This window comes from Plesiomonas sp. ZOR0011 (genome assembly GCF_000800945.1).
In the GTDB taxonomy this organism is placed as follows: domain Bacteria; phylum Pseudomonadota; class Gammaproteobacteria; order Enterobacterales; family CAMTGL01; genus Plesiomonas; species Plesiomonas shigelloides.
Window position 1 is genome coordinate 1 of sequence record NZ_JRKB01000018.1, and the last position, 25089, is coordinate 25089.

Below are 25089 nucleotides of genomic sequence, written 5' to 3' on the forward strand. Positions count from 1 at the left end.
GGCTGAAGGAGCACGCCTGGAAAGTGTGTATACGGCAACGTATCGAGGGTTCGAATCCCTCCCTCACCGCCAAATTGATAGCCCAGTTGATTTAATCAGCTGGGCTTTTTGTTTTTATCCGCGGTGCATTTTCTTTTTACTTAGTCGACTTGCCTTCACATCTCCTCCACTCGTTATTGCTCACTGTAAGCCTGTAGCTGTTCGACCAACAGATCGATAAAACCTTGGCGCTCAACACCCAACAAAACCGTAGCATTCGGCTCGTGCGTGCTTAGGCGGTATCTATCCACCACCGTCATACCGACAGTGTATTGGCCCTGCGTCTCGACGCTCACGTGGCATTCAATACCGGTAAACAGCTCAGGACGCAGTAACCAGGCAATGGTGCACGGGTCATGTAGCGGCGCACCGACAAAGCCCCATTTCGGATCGCGGTGATAAATCATGAAAAAGTCGAGCAGTTCAGCCACAGTGCGGGCGATAGGGTTCGTGATGGCACGAATACGTTCGATATCCTCATCCATCACTTGCGCGGCGTGTGTGACATCTAGCCCACACATGGTGATCGGCACGCCTGCGCCAAATACTATTTCTGCCGCTTCCGGATCGACATAAATATTGAACTCAGCCGCCGGTGTCCAGTTCCCCGGACCGGCGCTCCCGCCCATCAGTACAATCCGTGCAATCTTCGCCTTGAGCTCGGGATGGGCACTGAGCAGCAGTGCAATGTTAGTGAGCGGGCCGGTCGGTACCAGCGTTACCGGCTCTATGCTCGCACGCAGGGTTTTGGCCATCAATTCGACCGCCGTTAAGGCTTGTGGCGCAAATCCCGGCTCAGGTAGGGCAGGGCCGTCGAGACCGGATTCGCCGTGAACGTTATCGGCAATGATCAGCTCGCGCAGCAGTGGCTTGGGTGCGCCGCCAGCTACTGGAATATCGTGACGACCTAACAAGGTGAGGATGCGCAGAGCATTGCGCAGCGTTTTATCGGGGGTTTGGTTACCGGCGCTGGTGGTTACGGCGAGTACGTTCAGCTTCGGGCTGGCTAGCGCAAGAGTGAGCGCAATGGCATCGTCATGGCCAGGATCGCAATCAATGATGATAGGCAAAGCCTTATCCATAGCTATTTCTCCTGTTACGGCTACGGCGGGAAATAGCTTACCCTACCAGCCTCAGACGCCCCTTTCCGGCGCTCGGCTCACACTTATCTTTAGCAAGTGTGAGAGTGATTCGTATGCGGGAGATAACGCGTGGCAGGTGATGAGAGGATGAAAAGGCGTGATGAGGTAAGAAAGTAAGAGTATGCGAGAAGGCGCTATCGAGAACACGCCATCGAGCAAAATAATAAAGCCCCGTCAGGATCACTCCCGACGGGGCTTTTAAAGCAAAAAACAGCAGGGTAAATGCGTTATACGTTGAACAGGAAGTTCATGATATCGCCATCTTTAACGATATAGTCTTTACCTTCGGCACGCATCTTACCGGCTTCTTTGGCGCCTTGCTCACCACGGTATTTGATGAAATCGTCAAATGCGATGGTTTGTGCGCGGATAAAGCCTTTTTCAAAGTCAGTGTGAATTTTACCTGCCGCTTGTGGCGCTGTGTCACCCACAGAGATAGTCCACGCACGCACTTCTTTCACGCCCGCGGTGAAGTAAGTTTGCAGGTTCAGCAGTTTGTAACCGGCGCGGATCACGCGGTTCAGACCTGGCTCTTCGATACCCAGCTCAGCCATAAATTCAGCTTTATCTTCGTCTTCCAGCTCGGCGATATCGGCTTCGATAGCGGCACAAACAGGAACCACGACTGAACCTTCAGCGGCTGCGATAGCGCGAACTTTGTCCAGATACGGGTTGTTTTCGAAACCGTCTTCGTTCACGTTAGCGATGTACATGGTTGGCTTCAGGGTCAGGAAGCTCAAGTACTTGATGACAGCTTTTTCATCATCGCTCAGATCCAAGGTGCGCAGCATCTGGGCATTTTCCAGGTGTGGCAGACACTTTTGCAGTACTTCCTGCTCCAGCTTGGCATCTTTGTCTCCGCCCTTGGCACGCTTTTGTACACGCTGCAGAGCGCGCTCACACGCTTCCAAGTCAGACAGCGCCAGCTCGGTGTTGATCACATCAATGTCATCAGCCGGGTCAACTTGGCCAGCAACGTGAATGATGTTGTCGTTTTCAAAGCAACGAACAACGTGACCGATCGCTTCGGTCTCACGGATGTTAGCCAGGAACTGGTTACCCAGACCTTCACCTTTGGATGCGCCTTTTACCAGACCGGCGATATCCACGAATTCCATGGTGGTCGGCACAGTGCGCTGAGGGTTGATGATCTCAGCCAGCTGGTCAAGACGTGGATCCGGCATCGGCACCACGCCGGTGTTAGGTTCAATGGTGCAGAACGGGAAGTTAGCTGCTTCGATACCCGCTTTGGTCAGGGCGTTGAACAGGGTAGATTTACCCACGTTAGGCAGACCTACGATGCCACATTTGAATCCCATGATGTAATTACCTTCTACACTCGAAATGTCATGCACGAAAAAAGGGTGCAAATCAAACTATAGATTATATCACAGCTTTACCGGCATTGAGCAGGGCTGCTGTGCGTGAACGCTGGGGCGAGCTATCAAACCATCAGACGTTGGCTTTGAATGCATGCAGGCGATTCATGGCGGCCAGCATGCCGTCTTTCATCAGCACATCGGTGCAACGCACCGCCTCATCAATGGCATCATCAATCAGACGCTGCTCGGCAGCCTGTGGTTTACCGAGCACAAAACCCGTGACTTTATTTTTATCGCCCGGATGACCAATACCGATCCGCAGGCGGTGGAAGTTCGGATTGTTCCCGAGCTTGCTGGCAATGTCTTTCAACCCGTTGTGACCACCGTTGCCGCCACCGAGTTTAAACTTGGCCACGCCCGGAGGCAGATCCAGCTCATCATGGGCGACCAGAATTTCATCGGGATTGATGCGATAAAAAGAGGCCATCGCCGCCACGGCTTTACCGCTTAAGTTCATAAAGGTGGTCGGCACCAGCAGGCGCACATCTTGACCATGGATACTGACACGGCCGGTATAACCGAAAAACTTAGCTTCTTCTTTTAAGCTGGTGTTATAGCGGCGGGATAGCAGATCCAGATACCAAGCTCCGGCATTATGGCGGGTAGCCGCATACTCGGCTCCAGGATTGGCCAGACCGACCAACAGTTTAATCGTACTCATGACAGTCTCGGGTTGATAAATATAACTGATGCAGGCGATACCCTGCTCGAGTTCACGGGGCAGGGTAGACAATGGGCGCTATTCTACACGCTGGCGGCCTAGAATGACAAAAGGCACCCGAAGGTGCCTTTTTGCATGTAGCCATTAATACCGTTGGGAATTAATGTTCGAACATGGCAGAGATTGACTCTTCATTGCTGATACGGCGGATGGCTTCAGCCAGCATGCCTGACAGGGTCAGTACGCGTACTTTGTCCAGCGCTTTGAACTCAGGCGTCAATGGAATGCTGTCGGTTACAACCACTTCATCAATCATGGAGTTCTTGATGTTGTCAATTGCAGTACCAGAGAACACTGGGTGCGTGGCATAAGCGAATACACGCTTCGCGCCGCGCTCTTTCAGTGCTTCAGCCGCTTTACACAGCGTACCACCGGTATCGATCATGTCGTCAACCAAGATGCAGTCACGGCCATTCACATCACCGATGATGTGCATTACCTGAGACACGTTGGCACGTGGACGACGCTTGTCGATGATCGCCATGTCGGTATCGTTCAGCAGTTTAGCGATGGCGCGCGCGCGCACAACACCACCGATATCCGGAGAAACCACAACCGGGCTGGTCAGGTTTTTCGCCAGCATGTCTTCCAGCAGAACTGGGCTGCCGAACACGTTGTCAACCGGAACATCGAAGAAGCCCTGAATCTGCTCGGCGTGCAGGTCAACCGTCAGAACACGGTCAACACCCACGTTGGACAGGAAATCAGCCACTACTTTTGCGGTAATAGGTACACGAGCAGAGCGTACGCGACGATCCTGACGGGCATAACCGAAGTAAGGGATAACCGCAGTGATACGACCTGCCGAAGCACGACGCAGAGCATCTACCATTACCACCAGTTCCATCAGGTTGTCGTTGGTTGGGGCACAGGTAGACTGGATAATGAAAATGTCACCACCACGGACATTTTCGTTAATTTGTACACATACTTCGCCGTCGCTAAAACGACTCACAGTAGCGTCGCCAAGAGAGATGTACAAACGGTCAGCGATGCGTTGTGCCAGTTCCGGCGTTGCGTTACCAGCAAAAAGCTTCATGTCGGGCACGAGAAGAACCTCAGGCTTGCGTCCAGGATACGGGGGGAATCTGACGGGCCTTTTAACGGCAGACAGCAGGTATCTGTCGGTAAAATGCACCAGCCCGTAAGGGCCAGATTCAATCAGTAAATCAATTTAGTTGTTCACGGATATTCGTTTACGCTGCAGTCATGTCACGAAACTGCTGTAAGGTTTGCTGCAAAGGCGAGATGTTAACGCCTTTGGCTACAAATCCTTGCAACCAATTCGGTGCCGACTGCAAAACTGTACGGGCAGCGGCTTCTGTATCAAATTCAGCAAAGACACAGGCACCGGTACCGGTCAGTCGAGTCGGGGCGTATTGTAACAGCCAAGAAATAAGGTGTTCAACCTCGCGAAAACGTTTTCTTGCGACATTTTCGCAATCGTTTTCGTATGGCGCTGCCATCAGGGCTGTCAAAGTACGCTCCGGGGTGTTACGGGTCAGTTCGGGATCGCCGAAGATTGCCGCTGTAGGAATGCTGATGCCGGGATGCGCCACCAGATACCATTTCTCTTGTGGTGCGCAGTCTTGCAACTGCTCACCGACGCCTTCTGCAAAAGCGGCATGGCCGTGCACAAACACCGGCACATCGGCGCCCAGTTGTAGTCCTAATTGCTCAAGCTCGCTACGGCTGCATCCGGTTTGCCACAAACAATTGAGCGCCACCAGTGTCGTTGCCGCATTCGATGAGCCGCCGCCTAAGCCTCCGCCCATCGGCAGAATTTTATGTAGGCGAATGTCCGCGCCTTGTGTGCAGCCGGTATGCTGTTGCAACAGGCGTGCCGCACGGATGATCAGGTTGTGCTCATCGGGAACATCAGGGATAGAAGGAGATAACGTTAGCACCCCGTCAGGACGGGGAATAAAGGAGAGGCTGTCGCCATAATCCAGAAACTGAAACAGGGTTTGCAAAGAGTGATAACCATCGGCACGGCGGCCAGTGATATATAAAAACAGATTCAGTTTGGCCGGCGAGGGCCACTGTAGTGGCTGCGCCGGTGGGCAATCAGAGTATCCAGTCATCGATTTTCAGTTTGATCCGTTGGTCGCCTTGTGTCAGTTCCATTGCCGCAGGTAATACGGGGCTGGAATTCACATCATAACTGTTGTAGCGCATCATCCAAGTGCCATCAGGCGTGACATGCTGCAAGGTGGCTAGCCGTTGTCCGGCCAGGGTGTAGGTATCGTTATCACCGGGCAGGCCGAGAATCCAGTGGCGCAAATTGGTCACCGGAATTTGCATTCCGGTCAGGCGATACACCAATTCATCGGCATTGACGCCTTGGTAGGTTTTACCATCGTTATCTTTTAGCGTGATATTGCCGGGTGCGGCGCTGATTTCCAGTACTGTGCCACCGAGTGGGTTGAGTAACAGTAGCTGATAATGCTCTGCATCTTTCTGTTGTAAGAAGAAACGTGCAGATTGGCGGCGTTGTGGCGTGAGATAAGCAAAGGTGCCGCGTGCCTGAAAGCGGCTGAGATCGTTTAACTGCTGCACATGGGCAGACCAGCTAACGGCTGGGCCAACCGGTTCGGGTGGCGTGCTGACACAGGCGCTAAGCAACCAGACCAGTGTCAATGGCAGCAGGCGCAAATAAATGGATTTCGGCATGATAACGAAGAAAATTCAGTAAGAAACGTAGTATAGCCGATCTTGATTTTACCGGCCAGCCATTGATCTGTGCGACCTGCGTGCGTGATTGCTTTAATTGATCGACATCATCAAGTAGAATAAAGCGCACTATTGATGATGTATCAACTCTTCATATCTGACTGATTCTGCATGGCATTGCTTGCTCTCGGTATAAACCATAAAACCGCACCGGTTGCGCTGCGGGAGAAAGTGGCTTTCTCTCCAGAAAAGATGACGCTGGCTCTGCAGAGCCTGGCGGCGCACCCGGTTGTGCGTAGCGGGGTAGTGCTGTCTACCTGTAACCGTACCGAGTTGTATCTGAGCGTAGAAGATACCGCACAGGCCGGCGAATCGCTGATTACTTGGCTGTGTGATTTTCACCAAGTGCCAGCCCATCCGTTACGCGACAGCGTATATCTGCACCATGATCAACAAGCCGTCACCCATTTGATGCGGGTGGCCAGTGGCTTGGATTCTCTGGTTCTCGGTGAGCCGCAAATTCTGGGGCAGGTCAAAAATGCTTATGCGCTGGCGCAAGAGCGGTTATCGCCCGATTTAGAGCGTCTGTTCCAGAAAACCTTCTCGGTGGCTAAACGGGTACGCACCGAAACCGAAATCGGTGGTAGTGCGGTGTCGGTGGCTTTTGCTGCTTGTACCTTAGCGCGTCAGATTTTTGAGCATATGGCGAATTTGACCGTGCTGCTGGTGGGCGCGGGGGAAACCATCGAGCTGGTGGCGCGTCATCTGAAAGAACATGGTGCCAAGCGGATTATCATTGCTAACCGTACGGCCGAGCGCGCACAAGCGCTGGCGGCGGAAGTGGGCGCGGATGTGATTTCGTTGCCACAAATCCCTGAACATCTGATGCAAGCCGACATCATTATCAGCTCCACTGCCAGTCCACTGCCGATTATCGGTAAAGGGATGGTGGAGCGCGCACTGAAAGCGCGCCGTTATCAGCCGATGTTACTGGTGGATATTGCAGTACCGCGTGACATCGAAGAAGAGGTGGGGCATTTGCCAGATGCCTACTTGTACACGGTGGATGATCTGCTGGCGATTATTGAGCGCAACTTGGCGCTGCGTAAAGCTGCGGCGGTGGAAGCGGAAGCTATCGTGAAGGAAGAGAGTTTGGCCTTCATGCAGTGGATGCAATCGCAAAGCGGTGTGGAAACCATCCGCGAATACCGCTCGCAAGCTGACTTAACGCGTCAGGAACTGGTAGAAAAAGCCTTGCACTCACTGCGCAATGGTGGCGATGCCGAAGCGCTGCTGGTGGAGCTGGGGAATAAACTGACCAACCGCCTGATTCATGCCCCGACTCAGGCGCTGCAACATGCCGCCAAACAAGGCGATCACGATCGTCTGGCTATTTTACGTACCAGCCTTGGGCTGGACGTCTGACTGACTGTTTTCTCACAGGATTTACGCTTTTCATGAAGCCTTCCATTGTTGCCAAATTAGAGGCGCTGCTTGAGCGCCATGAAGAAGTTCAAGCGATGCTGGGTGAGCCGTCGGTGATTGCCGATCAGGAGCGCTTTCGTGCATTGTCCAAAGAGTATGCCCAGCTGACCGATGTGGTGAAGTGTTTCCGTGATTGGCAGCAGGCACAAGAGGATCTGTCGACCGCCGAAGAGCTGCTCGATGATCCCGAAATGCGCGATATGGCGCAAGATGAGCTGAATGCTGCGAAAAACAGCATCGAGCAGTTGGAGCAAGAGCTGCAAGTCCTGTTGCTGCCAAAAGATCCTAACGATGAGCGTAACTGTTATCTGGAAATCCGCGCCGGTGCGGGTGGTGACGAAGCGGCCATTTTTGCCGGTGATCTGTTCCGGATGTACAGCCGTTTTGCCGAAGCGCGTCGCTGGCGGGTGGAAGTCGTCAGCTGCAGCGATGGCGAGCATGGCGGTTATAAAGAGATGATTGCCAAGATCAGCGGTGATGGCGTGTACGGCGTGCTGAAATTTGAGTCCGGTGGTCACCGCGTGCAGCGCGTGCCGGCGACGGAATCGCAAGGCCGTATCCACACCTCAGCCTGTACGGTGGCTATTTTGCCAGAAGTGCCGGAAGCGGAAATTCCAGATATTAATCCGGTCGACCTGAAAATTGACACCTTCCGCTCCTCCGGTGCCGGTGGGCAGCACGTTAACACCACTGACTCCGCGATTCGGATCACGCACTTGCCAACCGGTTTGGTGGTGGAGTGTCAGGATGAGCGTTCACAGCATAAGAACAAAGCTAAAGCGATGTCGGTGCTGGCCGCGCGTTTGCGGGCCGCTGAAGAAGAAAAGCGTCATCAGGAAGAGGCGTCTACCCGTCGTAACCTGCTGGGCTCTGGCGATCGCTCCGATCGCATCCGTACTTATAACTATCCACAAAGCCGCGTGACGGATCACCGCATCAACCTGACGCTGTACCGCCTGGAAGAGGTGATGGAAGGTAAGCTGGATATGCTGATCCAACCGATCGTTCAAGAGCATCAAGCCGACCAGTTGGCTGCGCTGTCAGAGCAGGATTGAGTCTGATGCGCACCGATGAATGGTTGCTCGCCACGACGGCGCGTTTACAGCGCGCCGGCAGTGAAAGCGCGCGCCGTGATGCCGAAATCTTGTTCGGTCATGTGACGGGCAAAAATCGCAGCTTCTTGCTGGCGTTCCCTGAGTATACGTTAAGCGGTGAGCAGTGTGAGCAGCTCGATGCGCTGGTATGTCGGCGCGAGCAAGGCGAGCCGGTGGCTTACGTAATTGGTGAGCGCGAGTTTTGGTCCTTGCCGCTGCGCGTATCGCCAGCAACCTTGATCCCGCGCCCGGATACGGAACGTTTGGTGGAAGAGGCGCTAAACCGGTTACCCGCGGCCTGTACCCAGCTTCTGGATTTAGGCACAGGCACCGGCGCGATTGCTTTGGCGCTGGCCAGTGAGCGGCCCGATTGCCAGATTATCGGCATTGATGTGCAGCCCGATGCGGCCGCTTTAGCGGCAAGCAATGCGGAACGCTTAGGGATAAACAATGCCCGGTTTCTAACTGGCAGTTGGTTTGAGCCGTTACGCGCCTTAGTGCCTGCGCCACGCTTTGCGCTGATCGCCAGTAACCCTCCTTATATTGATGCCAAAGACCCGCACCTGAGGCAGGGCGATGTGCGTTTTGAACCGCGCAGTGCACTGGTGGCCGATGAGCAAGGGCTGGCCGATATTCGTGTGATTGCGGCGCAGTCACGCGAGTTTTTACTGCCCGGTGGCTGGCTGTTGGTCGAGCATGGCTGGCAGCAAGCGACCGCGGTACAGGCGATTTTCCAAGCGGCAGGTTATCAGCAGGTGGAAACCGTACAAGATTATGGCGGCAATGATCGGGTAACGTTGGGTTGTTATGCCGATGTGCCTGCTTAATTTAATATGCTGACTTTAATAGTTTACTTTAATCAAAGTAACGCAATAAGAGATTGTTAACTCAAACTGTTAACCAATAAGGACGTGGCCCCATGTACATGTTTTTAAAGCACCTGCATCTGACCACCATCGCAATTTCTGTCACGCTGCTGGTTTTGCGATTTATCGGCAGCATGCTGCACGCCTCAGTGATGCAAAAGCGCTGGGTGAAAATCGTTCCTCATATCAATGACACCATTTTGCTGCTCACCGGCGTTGGCTTGATTGCGGTCACGGGTTTTTACCCGTTTACGCCGCAAAGCGCGTGGCTGACTGAAAAATTGCTGGGCGTGGTGATCTATATCCTGCTGGGTTTTGTAGCGCTGCGTGAAGGGAAAAACAAAGCGATTCGCACGTTTGCCCTGTTGGGTGCGTTAGGCTGGATCTGGCTGATTGCCCAAATGGCGATGACCAAAGTTCCTTTGTGGTAATCGTGCGTAGCGATAAGCTACACGGCTGCGATGACTCGAGAGCCGCCGAACGAGAGCGACTGCACCTGTGACTGACGATGTGACAGAAATAGTGACGGAAATTGTGACCGAAATAGTGGCGAAAGCAAAAAGCAAAATCCTGTTTGATTTTGAAGAGCACACCCTCGCGCAAGGATTGAGCTGGCTGGCTGGCCGGGTATTTCCGGATTTTGATGCCGATGAGGTCGAACGGACGCTGGCGCAGCTCTGTGATGACGTTCGTGAGTTGCACGTGGTCGGCCCTGAGTTGGCGCGCACGCTGGCGTTGCTGGAAATGGTCTATCAAGACTGGGGCTTTCACGGCGATTACCAGACCTTTTATCGCTCCGATAACTTGCGGCTGGATAAAGCACTGAGCACTCGTCAGGGCGGGCCGGTGGTGCTGGGCATTTTGTTGCTGACGCTGGCCTCTGAGCTGGATTTACCGCTGTATCCGGTGGTGTTCCCAACGCAGTTTTTAGTGCGTGCTGAATTCGATGACACGACGCTGTTTATCAATCCGTTCAACGGCGAGATTGTGGATGAGCATATCCTGACGGCGTGGCTGAAAGGTCAAGAGGGCATGCTGGCTGAGCTGCGAGATGAAGACGTGGATATCAGCTGTCATTCACAGGTCATGATGCGCGTGATGGATGCGATGAAAGCCGCCTTGATGCACGAGAAAAGCGGCGAACTGGCGCTGCAGGTCAGTGCCTTGTTGTTGGAGCGCAGCCCCGGCGATCCGTATGAGATCCGTGATCGTGGCCTGATTTATGCCACACTGGATTGTACCCAGGCCGCCAAGGATGATTTAACCTATTTTATCAAGCAGTGCCCGAAAGATCCGGTGATTGCTCTGGTGCGTGAACAAGTGCGCGCACTGTCGATCCCTGAAGTGGTGCTGCACTGAGTTCTTACCTACGTAAAGGTCAAACGCATGCAACAGAAAAATGTACGTATCGGCGATATTGATGTCGCGAATGATAAACCGTTTGTGCTGTTTGGCGGCATGAACGTGCTGGAATCGCGCGATATGGCGATGCGCGTGTGTGAGCACTATGTCGAAGTGACCAACAAACTGGGCATTCCGTATGTGTTCAAGGCGTCTTTTGACAAAGCGAACCGCTCTTCTATCCACTCTTACCGTGGCCCAGGCTTGGAAGAAGGGATGAAAATCTTCCAAGAGCTGAAGCAGACTTTCGGCGTGAAGATCATCACTGATGTGCACACTGAAGCGCAGTGCCAGCCAGTGGCTGACGTGGTTGACGTTATCCAGCTGCCAGCGTTTTTGGCGCGTCAAACCGATCTGGTGGAAGCGATGGCGCGCACCGGCGCGGTGATCAACGTGAAAAAACCGCAGTTCCTGAGCCCAGGTCAGATGGGTAACATCGTTGATAAGTTCGCTGAGTGCGGCAACGATCAGATTATTCTGTGCGATCGCGGTAGCAACTTTGGCTATGACAACCTGGTTGTGGATATGCTGGGTTTCAACGTGATGAAGAAAGCGTCTAACGGCAGCCCAGTGATCTTTGACGTGACTCACGCCCTGCAGTGCCGCGATCCGTTTGGTGCAGCGTCTGGTGGTCGTCGTGATCAAGTGGCGGAACTGGCTCGTGCCGGTATCGCCGTTGGGATCGCCGGTCTGTTCTTAGAAGCGCATCCGGATCCGGTCAATGCCAAGTGTGATGGCCCATCCGCGCTGCCACTGGCTAAACTGGAGCCGTTCTTGCTGCAGATGAAAGCCATTGACGATTTGGTGAAAGGCTTCCCTGTGTTGGATACCTCTTGCTAAGCATGCGGCTATCATGCGCCGTGTGATTTGTTCGATGATGCACTTGCCGGTGGGTGATAGCGTTATCGAAACATGAGCGGCAAATAGCAACATGAAAAAAGGCATCCTAAGGGATGCCTTTTTGTTTGGGTTCGCGCGTTAAATACGCGATTAATGCGCGATGAAAATGCGATTACAGAATAAAGCGGTTCACCTCTTGGCGCAGGTGGAACGCCAATTCGCTCAGCTCTGCGGCTTGACGCGCCGCATCACTGGCTTCTTGCGCCAGATCTTGTGCCACTTCCTTGATGGATTCTGTATTACGGGTGATCTCTTCGGTTACCGAGCTTTGCTCTTCGGCCGCCGTTGCGATCTGCGCTGCCATATCGTTGATCACCGTGACCACATCGTTAATCTGAATCAGGTTGTTGCCAGCGGTATCGGCATCATTCACGCTGGTATCAGCCAGATTACGGCTACCGGACATGATATCCACCGCTTTGCGCGTTGAGTGCTGCAGATTGTTGATCATCGACTCAATCTCTTCCGTGGAGGCATGAGTTCGCTGCGACAACATACGCACCTCATCGGCTACCACGGCAAAACCTCGACCTTGATCGCCAGCGCGTGCCGCTTCGATGGCCGCATTCAGCGCCAGCAAATTGGTCTGTTCGGCAATCGAACGGATGGTCATCATGATTGTGCTGATGCTGGCGGCATGGCTATGCAGCTCATCAATCACACCGGTGGCCACGCCCACTTCTTCAGCCAATTGACGGATAGAGTGCTGGCTTTGCACTACTTGCTCACGACCATCATGGCAGATGCTCACGGCGCTACCGGCTTCGGTGGCGGCTTTATCGGCACTGGCGGCAATCTCATGGGTGGCGGCGGACATCTCGGTTACCGCGGTGGCCACCATGGTGATTTCACCTTGTTGCATGTGGATACGCTGAGTGCGCTCTTCCGCGCTGGCGGCAGTATGTGTTGCTTGATTGTTCAGGCTGTCAGCAATATCGCGCATTTGCAGCAAGATATTCTGTAAGCGTTCGACGAAGCGGTTAAAGTTTTTGGCTAACATTCCCACTTCATCATCATAGCGTGGGGTGATGCGCACGGTCAGATCGCCTTCACCATCGGCAATTTCCGCCAGTGCTGCCGATACGCGGTTCAGATCGCGGAACAGGAAACCAACCAGCAAGGTAATACCGACGGTGGTCAGCAGAGTCAGCACCACAGAAATACCGAGCAGCAGGTTACGGGTACTGCGGTAGTTAGCAAGCTCAGCATCTTCATCTAGCACAAAACCAAGAACCCAGTCACTGTCAGGAACGCGTTGCAGCAACATCAGCTTGTTTTGCTGGTTGATGGTCAGCGCGCGCAGCGTACCGGCACTTTCCAACTCTTCCACGCGGCTATTGGAAAGGGTAGGGTCCAACTTGGTAATTGGCTGCATGCTCAGCTCTTTATCGGGGTGAGCAATGATTTGATCTTGGCCACTGAGCAGCATGACGTAACCGCCATTACCGATTTTCAGCGAGCTGATTTTGTTCAGCAGCTGATCCAGTGTCAGGTCAGCCCCAATCACGCCTTGTAATACGCCGTTTTCGATCACCGGAACAGAGATAGTCACAATCAGCTGTTGTGTTACCGCATCGCTGTAAGGTTCGGAAATCACCACTTTCTGCGCTTTGGCCGCATTCATATACCAGTCGCGAATGCGTGGATCATAGCCTGCGGTAGTTGGACGCTCTGGGCGGTCAAACATTTGTCCGGTGGCGGCACCGTAATAGATGTCATCGAAATGACCGCTGAGATAAGCTTGAACCAGATGGGGGATGAGTGTGGAAGTGTCTTTGGTGAACGGGGTGACGGCTTGTACGGCGCTGATTTTTCCTTGCAGCCAAGTAGATATATCGCCGGAGACGGTGATACTCATGCCATCAATACGCGTTTGAGTATCTTGTTGGTTTTCGTTATAGAGATGGACAGAAGACTGCCAGGTCAGGATGCTGGCAACCAGCAAAATGGACAGGAGACTGATCCCTGTGATTTTTTGTTTAAGAGAGAGTCGCATAGTGCCGGTAAACTCCGTTTGGCAAGATGACTGTAAGCCTTTATCGGCCTCGCTCTGCTCACTCTTGAGAGTCTTTAATCGTTTAAGATGTAACCAGCGGTGTCCACTTGCAACAAAGTGCAGCTTCCGCAACTCTTGCATGCGAAAGCTGCGTATTGTCTCGCAACTTTTATCTTTTGCCCGTTTTTAAGCGCGTCTTTTACGTGAGGTACTGAGAAGTGTGCTGATTTACTTAACAACTACACACAGACTCCTCAGTCGCCTCTTTTGCAGTACTCTCTTTCTTCGTAGCGCCGCGGCTTAAAGAATAAAGCGATTCACCTCTTGGCGCAGAGTCAGGGAAAGCTCGCTCAGTGAGGCGGCCTGACGCGCGGCATCATTGGCTTCTTGGGCCAAATCGGTTGACGCTTCCTTAATCGACTCCGTATTGCGGGTGATTTCTTGCGTTACCGAGTTTTGCTCTTCCGCCGCGGAGGCGATTTGTGAGGCCATATCACTGATGGTGTTAATGGCTTCTGCTATCTGATTGAGGCTGACTGCCGCTGAATCGGCATCGGTCACACTGGTTTGCGCCAATGTTTGGCTTTGCGCCATGATCTCAACTGCGCGGCGGGTGGCCTGCTGCAGATTGTGGATCATGGTATCAATCTCTTCGGTAGACACATGGGTGCGCTGTGACAGCATACGCACTTCATCGGCCACCACCGCAAACCCGCGACCTTGTTCACCAGCACGCGCCGCTTCAATCGCCGCGTTCAGAGCCAGTAAGTTGGTTTGCTCCGCAATGGCTCGAATAGTCAGCATGATAGAGCTGATGTTATCGGCGTGCTGATTCAGCTCCATGATCACATCCGTGGCCATGCCCACTTCTTGCGCCAGTTTACGGATGGAGTCTTGGCTCTGATCAACTTGCTGACGGCCGGTATCACTCAGATTTACCGCATTGTGAGCTTCACGCGAGGTCGCATCCACATTGCCGGCAATCTCGTGGGTGGCGGCTGCCATTTCGGTGACCGCCGTAGCTACCATCGTGACTTCATCTTGTTGCAGATGAATGCGATGGGTACGCTCTTCTGCGCTGGCTGCAGCTACGTCAGCTTGCGCGGTCAGGCTATCGGCCACATCGCGCAGGTTGAGAATAATCTTGTGCAGACGCTCAACGAACAAGTTGAAGTTCGTCGCCAACTGGCCAATTTCATCTTGTGTCCGCGGATGGATGCGCACCGTTAGATCGCCTTCACCGCGGGCGATTTCGGACAGCGCAGCGGAGACGCGGTTTAAGTCGCGGAACAGGTAGGTGACAGCGCCACCAATTAGCACCGCTGCCAGCAGCGTGAACACCGCAGATACGATCAGCAGCTCCATACGTGTTTGCAGGTAGCTACGCTCCACTACATCTTGCTCGACTTGCAGGCCGACCAACCAGTCAGTACCCGGTACCGCTTTAAGGTAAACCAGCGTTGATTTGCCGTTAATGTCGAATTGGCTGATGTCTTGATGTTGCAGCTGTTGCTCGATTTCCGTCTGGGTAAATTGTGGTGAGATCCGCGTAGTAGGTTGCATGATCAGCTGCGCGTCACGGTTGGCAATGATTGTGCCATCGCGGGTAATCATCAGCGCTTGTGCACCTTCGCCTACCGGCATATCACTGATGGTTTTGGCGATTTGCTCCAGTGTGAGATCGGCGCCCAGAATGCCGAAAAATTGCTGGTTGAAATACAGCGGTTTGGACAAGGTGATCACCAAACCACCCGAAATGCTGTCTTTATACGGCTGGGAGATCCGTAGGTTGTTTTTTTGCAGGGTTTCTTGATACCAGCTTTTTTGCGTTGGATTGTAGCCGCTAAAATCCCAATCGGTGTGTGAAGAGATCATGCGGCCATCGGCGGCACCAATATAGACATGGTCAAATTGACCGTTTTGCTGCGCTTGTTTTAAGTGCGTAATTTGGGTGGCTGGATCAGCCAGATAGGTAGGGGCGCTATCTAATACCGCCAGTTTATCGTTCTGCCACAAACTGACGGTGGCGCTGGCGGCATCGGCCAGACTGTGCAGGCGTTCTCTAATTTGTGCGCGTGTTTCGTTATACAGATTATTGGTAGCAACCCATGTTAACGCAGTGGCTACCGCGATCACCGCAAGCAAGCTAGTTCCCAGCAGCTTTTGTTTTAAAGACAATTGCATTCTTCTATGAACCTTAATTCTTATATTAATTTGTGAATTACGTCACAATATTTCAGCGAAGTTGCAAATACTAATCGATGACAGACACAGATGCACATATCTCAACAGAATTTGTCACACGAATTTATTGCAAAATATGTCAAATGGCTATTTTGGCTATTTAGACGTCCAGATGTTTACAAATCTATGCGTCTCAACGTAAAATCGGGTCATAGACTTAAATCACCCTTATGTTGTGGGTTCTTATGACCGATAATCAAAATAATATTCCGGCGCGTTCCTTTGCGGCTTTGCTGCCTTTGCTTGTCTTTTTAACGGTATATATCGGAACCGGTATCTACTACACCCTGCAGGGGGCGGATTTCGCGTTTTACCAGTTACCGGCACCGGTTGCGGTGTTACCTGCCATTGTGCTGTCGCTGTTGCTGGCCAAAGAGCCGCTCAATAAAGCCATCAACCGTTTTATCGGTGGGGTAGGCCATCCCGATATCATCGCCATGTGCATGATTTACTTGCTGGCCGGTGCGTTTTCATCGGTGGCGAAAGCGACCGGCGGTGTGGATGCCGCAGTTGGTCTGGGCTTATCGGTATTGCCGGGCTGGGCGTTGTTACCGGGGCTGTTTTTAATTGCCGCGGTGATTTCCACGGCCATGGGCACGTCGATGGGCACCATTGCGGCGCTGTCGCCAGTGGCGCTGGGTGTGGCGCAAGCGACCGGTATTTCGCTGCCGCTGATGGCAGGGGTGATCCTCTCCGGTGCGATGTTCGGCGATAACATGTCGGTGATTTCCGATACCACCATTGCGGCGACCCGCTCTCAAGGCTGCTTGATGCGCGATAAGCTCAAGGAGAACTTCCGTATTGCACTGCCTGCAGCGATTGCCACGCTGATTTTGTTTTTCTTCCTGACGCGTAGCAGCGAAGTTCCGGCGGCTGAGCCTTTCTCATGGATTTTAGCGCTGCCGTATCTGGTTATCTTGGTGTTGGCGCTGTCTGGTCTGAACGTCTTTTTAGTGCTGGGTGTGGGGATTTTGTCCGCCGGTCTGATTGGCTTTGGCGCTTCCGAGACCTACACGCTGGGCGGTTTTGCGCGTGATATTTACAGCGGTTTTGGCAGCATGCAGGAGATTTTCTTGCTGTCGATGCTGATTGGTGGCCTGAGTGAGCTTATGAAGCAGCAAGGTGGTTTGGCGTTCTTAGCGCATCATATCCAACGTATGATTGAGCGCTTGAATAGCTCCGGTAAACCGCATAGCCGTGCCGGTGAGATGGGCATCGCGCTGCTGGTGGCGCTGACGAACTGCTGCACCGCTAATAATACCGTCGCCATTATTGTGAGCGGTGGCGTGGCGCGTACGCTGGCGAAAGAGAACCAAATCAGTCCACGTCGTGCTGCCAGTGTGCTGGATATCTATTCTTGCGTAGTACAAGGCTTGTTGCCGTACGGGGCGCAGGCGCTGCTGCTGGCATCAAGCTTTAAATTGTCGCCACTGGATGTGGTCACTCATGCGTGGTATTGCGTGGCGTTGGCGATCAGTGCGTTGCTGTTTATCTGCTTACGTCCATCACGCTGATTTTCCTCTTCGTTGTCTCATGTTGCTTTGCGCCGTCCACGTGGACGGCGTTTTTTTTCGTGCTTCCCTCCTGCGATTGCGGTGATCTGTCGCATAAAGTTTGATGTAAATAACAGTTCGTTGTCTTGGCAGAAGAGTTATGCGCCACAAAAATTTAGACTGGTTCCCGTGCTTAACAGTGGCAGCACCCGACAGCGCCGCATGCTGTTTGGAAATACGCTGATAGCGATTGGATAAATAGAACGAATAAAAGGAATCATCATGACATTCAAGACCCCGTATAAGATTACGGTATGCAGTCTGGCGGTAGCGCTGGCCTTAGGAACCGGCGTAGCGAATGCGCAGACATGGGAAAAAGATAAGACCTACAACATCACCATCCTGCATACCAACGATCATCACGGCCATTTCTGGCAAAACGATCAGGGCGAGTATGGTTTGGCAGCGCAAAAAACGCTGGTTGATCAGATCCGCAAAGATGTCGAGTCTAAAGGCGGCTCGGTGTTGTTGCTGTCAGGCGGTGACGTTAATACTGGGGTTCCTGAGTCTGATTTGCAGGATGCCGAGCCTGATTTTCGTGGCATGACCATGATTGGTTATGATGCGATGGCACTGGGTAACCACGAGTTTGATAATCCGCTGAGTGTGCTGCGCCAGCAAGAAAAGTGGGCCGGTTTCCCACTGCTGTCAGCCAACATTTATGATGAGAAAACCGGTAAGCGCCTGTTCAAGCCGTATGAGCTGTTCGACAAGCAGGGCGTGAAGATTGCCGTTATCGGTTTGACTACCGAAGATACACAGAAAATTGGTAACCCTGAGTACCTCAAAGGGATCGTCTTTAAAGATCCAAAAGTGGAAGCGAAAAAGGTTATTGATGAGCTCAAGCAAAGCGAAAAGCCTGACGTGATCATTGCGGCGACCCACATGGGTCACTATGAAGATGGTCAGCACGGCTCCAATGCTCCCGGTGATGTGGAGTTGGCGCGTGCGCTGCCAGAAGGCGCGCTGGATATGATTGTGGGTGGTCACTCACAAGATCCTGTGTGTATGGAAGGCGAGAACAAGCGTAATAACAAATATGTGCCAGGCACCCCGTGCCAGCCAGATCGTCAAAATGGCACGTGGATTGTCCAAGCCCATGAGTGGGGCAAATACGTTGGCCGTGCCGATTATCAGTTCAAAAATGGTGAGCTGAAGCTGGTGAGCTATGATTTGATCCCGGTAAACCTGAAGAAAAAAATCAAGCTGGATGACGGCAAATCAGAATACCAGCTGTACACCACCGAAATCCCGCAAGATAAATCGATGCTGGATCTGCTGACCCCATTCCAAGACAAAGGTCAGGCGGAGCTGGGTGTGAAGATTGGTGCGACGAACGGCAAACTGGAAGGTGACCGTAACGTGGTGCGTTTCCAGCAAACCAACCTTGGCCGTCTGATTGCGACTGCGCACATGGATCGCGCGAATGCCGATTTCGGGATCATGAACTCCGGCGGTGTGCGAGACTCTATCGAAGCGGGTGATGTGTCATATAAAGATGTGCTGAAAGTGCAGCCATTTGGCAACATTGTCAGCTATATGGACATGAAAGGCAGCGATCTGATTGATTACCTGAATGTGGTGGCTACCAAGAAAGTCGATTCCGGTGCGTATGCCCAATTTGCCAACATCTCGATGATCGTGGAAGACGGCAAGGTGCACGACGTGAAAATTGGCGGTAAGCCAATTGATATGAACAAGACCTACCGCTTTACCATCCCAAGCTTCAACGCCGCGGGTGGTGACGGTTATCCGAACATTGCCAACAAGCCAGGTTATGTGAATACCGGCTTTACCGATGCCGAAGTGCTGAAGGATTATATCCATAAGAACTCGCCATTGGATGTGTCTAAGTTCGAGCCAAAAGGCGAGATCGTATACAAATAATTCGTCGGTTTACTGCATGTAATCTGGCGCTATGTAGATCAGTCGTCAGATGGCTAGCAAATGTAGACCGGTAGAAAGTAAAAAAGCAGGCGTAATGCCTGCTTTTTTTGTGTGTTGCCGAGAGTGTGTCTAATCCATGTCTTTTATCGGCAAAGTTATTTGGCGGTGTCGATAAATTAAAGTGCCGCTTTTTTTTCGCGCTTTAATTTTAGCTCATCGCTTAACGGGGCTTAGAGCGCGACCGTTTTCATTACCGACATCACTTTATTGGCGTAGCCTATCGCGCGGCCTTTATCCCAAGAGTGATAGCGACCAATGCCTAACTTTAAATTGTTTGGCGACGAGTCCAGTGCATTTTTCAAGATTTCAGCACCAACGCGTAAATTGGTTTTTGGATTAAATAAATCCGCCGGTTCATCGACCCGAGAGCCGTGCCAGCCTAAGTTAACTTGCATCGCACCGACATCGATGTGCTTTTTATCGGTCGAGCTGATTAATTGCGTCAGTTTCTTTTCCGCTTCTTGTTTAGAGTCAAGGTAATAAGGCTTGCCTTTTTTGTTAATTGTATAAGGCCAAGGCTTGGCATTATTACCTTTGGTCATTGATGACTCTACAACAGCAATAGAATAGAGCAGTTTAGGATTGATCCCATACTCGTTGGCCACATCAACAAAATCACTTTTTGTTAGGCCGTTAATCGCAGAGGCAAAAACGTTAGTGGAAAATAGTGCAAACGTAGCAACGGTAATAACCATGAAACGTTTGAACATGCGGTGAATAGCCATGAAAGAGTTCCTCGTTAGTAAATCAAAGCAACTTATTCATCCTTAAATAAAATTATGTTTAATATTGGTATTGCGCGGTTTATTCAAACAGGGTTATAGATTGTTTTTAGCAATAGCAATCTATAACCGATGTCCGTACCGATTATTATGGGGTGCGTTAACGTGATAGTCGTTAATCAATGATGCTGCACCACATCTCGTATAGTCAGTTATACGTAGTTCGTTGTTTAGCGCAGTGAGTCGTCATCCTAGAGGATGTTGTTATGAATTATGGAGTTCGGCGGTGCCGTAAAACTGAGTTGATTATAGGATTGTGTGCGAGTTAATCAAATCGGACGCCAAGTAGCCTTTTATGTGACTGATAAAAACCAATAGTCACATACCGAGTGATAATTCATCAATTAATATTGCGAAATGTGATCAAGGTAAAATCTATTGTTGAATAAATGATCAATTAAGATCTTTATCGATAGCAATTGGCATAAAAAAATGAATAAAAAATAAACATTTCAGATGATAAAAATGTGATCTGTATCAACAAAAATGGCTAAATTGAGTTTAGAGCCTGTCGGAGGCAAAAAGTGAATATTTGCCTTATTAGCAAGGCAGTAACGCAGAAATTGTTATGGTATAACAACCACTCACTCAATAACTCATTGTTATAAAGAGAGAATTTTTCCTGCGATTACTGAGGCCTGTCATGTTGTTAATTATTTGTTTTAAAAGGCGGTTTTTCGCTATTTTGTGAACAGAGCGTAAGATTTTCCAGTGTTTGTGTGATTAGCGCGCTTTGCGCCGGGCATCAACGCCGCTAAAAGCTATCAGTAACCATGTCGCTAACGAGTGCTACGGGTTCACGTTCATCAGACCAAGCGGATAGGGCGTACTGTCTATGCACAGCATGAAGAATGCTTATATAGCTATATAGACAGTACGCACAAGAAGACCACTCACTGCCGCGAGTAACCAAGGCTACCAACCGCCGCCTGAGTAGCCGCGGCTGAGCGGTGGAGGTTAGTCCATCAAGGCGGCAAATTGCTCAGCAACTTCGATTTTACAGGCTAACTCCGCTTGTCCGGCACCGTTACCGGAGGCGTATTGCAGACGTTTGGCGGTACAAACCTTATCGCTGTAAGTGTTGTAGCTATTCAGCGCATCTTGCAATGCAGCACTGGCACCTTTCGCGCCGGCGCTCAGACCTTCCAACTCTTGCATCGCGGCAGTCTGTTTTACCATGGTCGCATGGACTTTTTTCTGCGCCGCATCGAGGCGCGCGGTCAGGCAGTCAGTCACTTGCTGGTGATTTTGACCACTGGTGGTGCATTCACTCAGCGGATTGGCCAGCAGTGGGCTGCTGATCAGCAAAGCACAGGAAAACAGAATCGCGTTGCGCATGGGGTCACTCCTCTTTGGCTATGGGTGCCAACTTTCCATTTAATACAGTGAGTAAATCCTGAGGTGCCAGTTCGATGTCCAGTCCGCGTTTACCACCGGAGACGAGGATCGAAGAAAATGCGTCGGCGCCTTGATCCAGCAGGGTCGGCAGCAGCTTCTTTTGTCCTAGCGGGCTAATTCCGCCCACCAGATACCCGGTGATGCGCTGTGCCAGCGCCGGATCGGCCATGTCCGCTTTCTTAGCGCCTAAAGATTTGGCGACTTTCTTTAAATCCAGCATGCCGGAGACTGGAACAATAGCGACAGCCAGATTCTTGGCTTCACCGTTCAAGCTGACCAGCAAGGTTTTGTATACCCGCTGCGGCTCAATCCCTAACTTGCTTGCGGCTTCTTCTCCGAAATTGGTGTTATGCGGATCATGTTCGTAAGCATGCAGAGTAAAGGCTATCTGGTGTTTCTTTAAAAGTCTTACTGCGGGTGTCATGGTGTAACCTGTGAGAGTTAAAACAAAACGATATAATAGTATGACAAATTAACTTGCGGGTTGTCATGCATCCCGTTGTGTATTGTCGCTGTGTAGTTCTAAAACAGCAGCTATCATTAACACTACAGATTACTGTTAATAACGTTAGCACAGGTAAACATGAAGAGAGCTAACAGGGGCGTAACGGAGTCCCGATATTTGTATCTGCCTGTGAATAAGCTTGCCACTGTTTCTGTCGGCGATTGAGTTGATTGACGAAAAAGAATATATCAGAGTAAATGCTCAGCTGATATATCATAGCTTCCTGCCTTTGCAGCAATACCCAAGCGTCTGCAGCGGGATGTAGCCAGTTATTCCGAGTATTGTGCTTATCCGGAAATCTGGCCCAATCAGAACTCAGAGCGATCTACAGCACGTGGCTGGCTATTTAGGATTAATTATCATGGATTCGGACATCATTTCACAAAAGTCGCGGTTATTGCTGGTGGATGACTCGCACTCCTGCCGTCTGTTGCTGAGCTCTATTGTCAAAGATTTGGGTGAAGTGCTGTTGGCCAGCGATGGCGAACAAGCTCTGCTGTTAGCACGTGAGCATTCCCCAGATCTGATTTTGCTGGATATAGAATTGCCACAGCAAAGTGGGATGGATGTGTGCCGTGAATTACAATCTGATGCGCTGACACAAGATATTCCAATTATTTTCATCACCGGTATTCATGATCCACAAAAAGAAGTCGAAGGGCTGGCGATGGGGGCGGTCGACTTTATCTATAAGCCTTATCACGCCGCGATTATTCGAGCGCGGGTCAGCACGCAGCTCAAACTCAAACGCTTATCTGATCAATTGCGCCAGCTGGTTAATCTGGATGGATTAACGGGGCTGTACAACCGCCGCGCATTCGACAAAAAATTATCGACGGAAATACAGCGTCACAGCCGTACTCAGCAGTGTTTGGGGTTGGCGATGATCGATGTCGATCACTTTAAAGCCTATAACGACACCTATGGTCATCTGGCCGGTGATCAATGCTTAAAGGCGATTGCTCATTGTTTGCGACAAAGCGCCCGTCGCGCTGGCGATATGGTGTGTCGTTACGGTGGGGAAGAATTTGCCATTATTCTGCCGGATGTATCGGTCGAGAAAGTGGCGGATTACGGCAGTTGGCTGTGCGAACAGATAGCGGGCTTACAGTTGCCGCATCGCACCTCGAAAACTGCGGAATATGTGACGATCAGTGTGGGATTGGTGGTGTTTTGCTACCCGCCGGCAGCTGAGGTGATGATTGCGCAGGCTGACCAAGCCCTGTATGAGGCCAAAACGCAGGGGCGGAATCAGGCGATTGTTCGCGGCTGCGTTGATGAATGTTGAGCCTTGGCGCGTAAATCAGGCGATAAAAAAACCGGCATGAGCCGGTTTTTTTATGTCAGTGCTCAAATGGTGCACTGAGCTCAGCTTGCCGCGCGACTTATTTTAGGTAGCGTGTTTCCAAATGATGACGGAAGTAGGCTGGGTTGAGTGGCTCGCCGGTTGCCTGTGTGATCAGCGCTTGGGTACTGAGGCAGCTGCCATGCTGCCAGATAGCCGTATTCAGCCAGCTAAACAGCGGCTGCAGATTACCTTGGCTAATTTGGTCATTCAGCGCTGGGTTATCGGCATGCGCTCGCTGGAATAACTGCGCGGCATACATCGCGCCTAGGCTATAGGTCGGGAAGTAGCCAAATGAGCCGTCGGTCCAGTGGATATCCTGCATACACCCATCGCGGTAGTTGCCTTGGGTGCTGATGCCCAGATAAGCCTGCATCTTCTCATCCCACAAGGCTGGAATGTCGGCAACTTCAATCTCACCTTCAATCAAGGCGCGCTCGATTTCGTAGCGCAAAATGATGTGCGCAGGGTAGCTAACCTCATCGGCATCCACGCGGATCAAGCCCGGTTTAACGCGGGTATTAAGCGCCAAGAAATTATCTTTCACAAACGCCGCTTGATCGCCAAATTCATCGCGGATCAGCGGCAGCAGCAGATTCAAAAATGCCGGAGAGCGTGCCAATTGCATTTCAAACAGCAGGCTTTGCGATTCATGAATCGCTGTGGAGCGCGCTTCGCCGATCGGTTGTCCTAACCAATGGCGCGGCAGATTTTGCTCATAACGGGCATGGCCGGTTTCGTGGATCACCCCCATCAGTGCAGGCAGAAAATCCTCTTCGCTATAACGGGTGGTGATCCGCACATCTTCGGCCACACCGCCACAAAACGGGTGCACGCTGATATCTAAGCGACCAGCATTAAAATCAAAGCCTAACAGCTGCATGATTTTTAGCCCGATATTACGCTGTGACTCAGTGCTAAATGGCCCTTGAGGCTCGATGATCACCGATTGGGTCTGACGGTTTTCTACCCGCTTGAGCAGTTGTGGCAGCCACGTTTTTAAGTCGGCAAACAGCTGATCCAACTGCTGCGAGGTCATATCCGGTTCATACAGATCCAGCAGCGCATCGTAGCGTGATTTGCCACTGGCTTCGGCGCGGATTTGCGCCTCTTCGCGCGACAGAGCCACAACGCGTTCGAGGTTTGTGGCAAAGCCGTGCCAATCGTTATTTTTGCGCTGGGTACGCCAAGCATGCTCACAGTGCGCACCGGCCAGTGATTTAGCTTCTACCAGTTGGGCCGGTAACACATTGGCAGCCAGCCAGCGACGATGCATTTCCTGCAAATTAGCACGCTGCGTGCTATCCAAGTCTTCTTGCTCGGCGGCTTGCAGTAACGTGCCGACCTCGGGCGCGGTCAGAATTTGGTGCATCAAAACCTGCAGTTCGGCCAAGGCTTGCGAGCGGGCGTTATTGCCACCGGCTGGCATCATGGTGTGCTGGTCCCAGCCACAAATCGAACCGAGATGGGAGAAACGATACAGGCGTTGGAAGGTGGCTTCGAGTTGAGAATAAGCGTGAGTCGTCATCAGTTTATCTCTTTATGTAAAACAGTGAGCACTGGGCAGTTTCACCGAGTCATTCAGAGCAAAGACCCGAGAAAGAGGATATTAGCAG

At 51.7% G+C, this 25089-nt stretch carries 21 protein-coding genes; 9 read left to right on the top strand and 12 right to left on the bottom strand.

The features are described from left to right. Nucleotides 1-173: 173 nt before the first annotated feature. The 6 genes from rihA to lolB form a co-directional block, all read right to left on the bottom strand. On the bottom strand, nucleotides 174-1121 hold the full coding sequence (gene rihA / locus L975_RS02630; RefSeq protein ID WP_047707060.1) for a pyrimidine-specific ribonucleoside hydrolase RihA: 948 nt from the start codon (nucleotides 1119-1121) through the stop codon (nucleotides 174-176). A 287-nt stretch (nucleotides 1122-1408) separates the two neighbouring features. Continuing rightward, on the bottom strand, nucleotides 1409-2500 hold the full coding sequence (gene ychF / locus L975_RS02635) for a redox-regulated ATPase YchF (RefSeq protein ID WP_010862060.1): 1092 nt from the start codon (nucleotides 2498-2500) through the stop codon (nucleotides 1409-1411). Nucleotides 2501-2633: 133 nt separating this feature from the next. Beyond that, nucleotides 2634-3224 carry an aminoacyl-tRNA hydrolase gene (gene pth, locus L975_RS02640; RefSeq protein ID WP_010862059.1) on the bottom strand — a complete coding sequence of 197 codons (591 nt, stop codon included), beginning with the start codon at nucleotides 3222-3224 and terminating at the stop codon, nucleotides 2634-2636. A 160-nt stretch (nucleotides 3225-3384) separates the two neighbouring features. Beyond that, nucleotides 3385-4332, bottom strand: a complete 948-nt coding sequence (locus L975_RS02645) for a ribose-phosphate pyrophosphokinase (RefSeq protein WP_010862058.1) — start codon at nucleotides 4330-4332, stop codon at nucleotides 3385-3387. A gap of 148 nt (nucleotides 4333-4480) precedes the next feature. Beyond that, entirely contained in the window at nucleotides 4481-5368 is an 888-nt protein-coding gene (gene ispE / locus L975_RS02650) for a 4-(cytidine 5'-diphospho)-2-C-methyl-D-erythritol kinase (RefSeq protein ID WP_052181227.1), read from the bottom strand. Continuing rightward, complete coding sequence (lolB, locus tag L975_RS02655; RefSeq protein ID WP_039046128.1) at nucleotides 5352-5957, bottom strand: lipoprotein insertase outer membrane protein LolB; 606 nt, start codon at nucleotides 5955-5957, stop codon at nucleotides 5352-5354. Before lolB ends, ispE begins: the two co-directional genes overlap by 17 nt. Before the next feature lie 171 nt (nucleotides 5958-6128). Between lolB and hemA the strand changes: the two genes are divergently transcribed. From hemA to kdsA, 6 genes are all read left to right on the top strand, one after another. Then, nucleotides 6129-7382 (top strand): glutamyl-tRNA reductase, encoded by a 1254-nt coding sequence (hemA, locus tag L975_RS02660; RefSeq protein ID WP_010862055.1) that lies wholly within the window; start codon nucleotides 6129-6131, stop codon nucleotides 7380-7382. A 32-nt stretch (nucleotides 7383-7414) separates the two neighbouring features. Next, nucleotides 7415-8497: a peptide chain release factor 1 gene (prfA, locus tag L975_RS02665; protein ID WP_010862054.1), complete on the top strand. Its 1083-nt coding sequence runs from the start codon at nucleotides 7415-7417 to the stop codon at nucleotides 8495-8497. 5 nt (nucleotides 8498-8502) lie between these two features. Beyond that, on the top strand, nucleotides 8503-9363 hold the full coding sequence (prmC, locus tag L975_RS02670; RefSeq protein ID WP_047707062.1) for a peptide chain release factor N(5)-glutamine methyltransferase: 861 nt from the start codon (nucleotides 8503-8505) through the stop codon (nucleotides 9361-9363). A 92-nt stretch (nucleotides 9364-9455) separates the two neighbouring features. Next, nucleotides 9456-9833 (top strand): SirB2 family protein, encoded by a 378-nt coding sequence (locus L975_RS02675; protein ID WP_039046130.1) that lies wholly within the window; start codon nucleotides 9456-9458, stop codon nucleotides 9831-9833. A 91-nt stretch (nucleotides 9834-9924) separates the two neighbouring features. Beyond that, nucleotides 9925-10761, top strand: a complete 837-nt coding sequence (locus tag L975_RS02680) for a SirB1 family protein (protein ID WP_165807561.1) — start codon at nucleotides 9925-9927, stop codon at nucleotides 10759-10761. Nucleotides 10762-10788: 27 nt separating this feature from the next. Further along, entirely contained in the window at nucleotides 10789-11643 is an 855-nt protein-coding gene (gene kdsA / locus L975_RS02685; RefSeq protein ID WP_010862050.1) for a 3-deoxy-8-phosphooctulonate synthase, read from the top strand. 172 nt (nucleotides 11644-11815) lie between these two features. On the opposite strand, the gene L975_RS02690 is transcribed toward kdsA, so the two are convergent. Both L975_RS02690 and L975_RS02695 read right to left on the bottom strand, forming a co-directional pair. Continuing rightward, nucleotides 11816-13699 carry a methyl-accepting chemotaxis protein gene (locus tag L975_RS02690; RefSeq protein WP_010862049.1) on the bottom strand — a complete coding sequence of 628 codons (1884 nt, stop codon included), beginning with the start codon at nucleotides 13697-13699 and terminating at the stop codon, nucleotides 11816-11818. Nucleotides 13700-13999: 300 nt separating this feature from the next. Then, nucleotides 14000-15883: a methyl-accepting chemotaxis protein gene (locus L975_RS02695; RefSeq protein ID WP_047707063.1), complete on the bottom strand. Its 1884-nt coding sequence runs from the start codon at nucleotides 15881-15883 to the stop codon at nucleotides 14000-14002. Between the two features lie 245 nt (nucleotides 15884-16128). Between L975_RS02695 and L975_RS02700 the strand changes: the two genes are divergently transcribed. Then, the gene (locus L975_RS02700; RefSeq protein WP_039046134.1) at nucleotides 16129-17457 is read left to right on the top strand and encodes a Na+/H+ antiporter NhaC family protein; all 1329 of its coding nucleotides are present in this window, start codon (nucleotides 16129-16131) and stop codon (nucleotides 17455-17457) included. Nucleotides 17458-17718: 261 nt separating this feature from the next. Then, nucleotides 17719-19383: a bifunctional UDP-sugar hydrolase/5'-nucleotidase UshA gene (gene ushA, locus L975_RS02705; RefSeq protein WP_010862046.1), complete on the top strand. Its 1665-nt coding sequence runs from the start codon at nucleotides 17719-17721 to the stop codon at nucleotides 19381-19383. Between the two features lie 230 nt (nucleotides 19384-19613). On the opposite strand, the gene L975_RS02710 is transcribed toward ushA, so the two are convergent. The 3 genes from L975_RS02710 to ybaK form a co-directional block, all read right to left on the bottom strand. Further along, a complete protein-coding gene (locus L975_RS02710) occupies nucleotides 19614-20168 on the bottom strand; it encodes a lytic transglycosylase domain-containing protein (protein WP_010862045.1) in 555 nt (184 codons plus the stop codon). Between the two features lie 1014 nt (nucleotides 20169-21182). Beyond that, nucleotides 21183-21563: a lysozyme inhibitor LprI family protein gene (locus tag L975_RS02715; RefSeq protein ID WP_010862044.1), complete on the bottom strand. Its 381-nt coding sequence runs from the start codon at nucleotides 21561-21563 to the stop codon at nucleotides 21183-21185. Nucleotides 21564-21567: 4 nt separating this feature from the next. After that, on the bottom strand, nucleotides 21568-22047 hold the full coding sequence (gene ybaK, locus L975_RS02720; protein ID WP_010862043.1) for a Cys-tRNA(Pro)/Cys-tRNA(Cys) deacylase YbaK: 480 nt from the start codon (nucleotides 22045-22047) through the stop codon (nucleotides 21568-21570). Nucleotides 22048-22489: 442 nt separating this feature from the next. Between ybaK and L975_RS02725 the strand changes: the two genes are divergently transcribed. After that, nucleotides 22490-23416, top strand: a complete 927-nt coding sequence (locus tag L975_RS02725) for a diguanylate cyclase domain-containing protein (protein WP_047707065.1) — start codon at nucleotides 22490-22492, stop codon at nucleotides 23414-23416. Nucleotides 23417-23513: 97 nt separating this feature from the next. Here the strand turns inward: L975_RS02725 and L975_RS02730 are convergent, their stop codons facing one another. Further along, a complete protein-coding gene (locus tag L975_RS02730; protein ID WP_047707067.1) occupies nucleotides 23514-25001 on the bottom strand; it encodes a carboxypeptidase M32 in 1488 nt (495 codons plus the stop codon). Between the last annotated feature and the right edge of the window lie 88 nt (nucleotides 25002-25089).